This window comes from Pseudomonas defluvii (assembly GCF_001695625.1).
Lineage (GTDB): Bacteria > Pseudomonadota > Gammaproteobacteria > Pseudomonadales > Pseudomonadaceae > Aquipseudomonas > Aquipseudomonas defluvii.
Map to the genome: position 1 here is coordinate 1 of NZ_MBPN01000307.1, position 712 is coordinate 712.

Below are 712 nucleotides of genomic sequence, written 5' to 3' on the forward strand. Positions count from 1 at the left end.
TGACCGCCAATGCGGCCTATACCGGTAACGCAATGATGGCCGTGTGCGTGGGCCCGGCGTGGAATCGGGCGCAGGGGCTGTCTGCACCGTTGGGCAACGAGATCACGAAACTGACGAAAGCGGGCGCCAGGGCATGGCTGGCTCAAGGCGACATCAACTTCGCGCAGGCCGCAAAGCGGTTGATTGCCCGCACGGCGACTTGGGCGGCGCTTGGTGCGATTGCTGCGGGTGTTGAGGCGTGGCAGGTGTCCAAGGATATTGCGGGGGCGAGTAGTGAAGATGAAAAAGATGCACTGGAATGGAAGCGTCTGTCGCTGCTCGGGATGGCGGGCGTTGCCAGTTTTCAGCTTGCGGGCGCGATTGCAGGCTACTGGTTCAACTTTGCCTGGATCATGTCCTCACCGGTCACCATTGTTCTGGGCGCACTCGGCATTGCCTATCTGCTGTTTTCAGTACATGCCAACCGCTACAAGCGCGAAGGCTTGCGCCTATGGCTGTACCGCTGTAGCTGGGGCAAGGCTCCGGAAGACACCTGGGTGGGCATTGACGGCCATAAAACCCAGTTGATGGCCTTGCTGGAGATCCTGCAGCGACCCAGCGTCTGGGCCCGGGCGGTGTACACCTACCCGGACCGTGGGCCACAACGTTGCCTGGGGTTCTGGGTGCAACTGCTGCTCCCCGCCACGCTGGCGGGCAGTATTGTCCAGCTGCA

Annotated in this window: 1 pseudogene; it reads left to right on the forward strand. The window is 61.8% G+C overall.

Annotation, left to right across the window (positions count from 1 at the left end):
• Positions 1 to 712: pseudogene (locus EKA13_RS28000) on the forward strand (T6SS effector BTH_I2691 family protein); the annotation flags it as partial.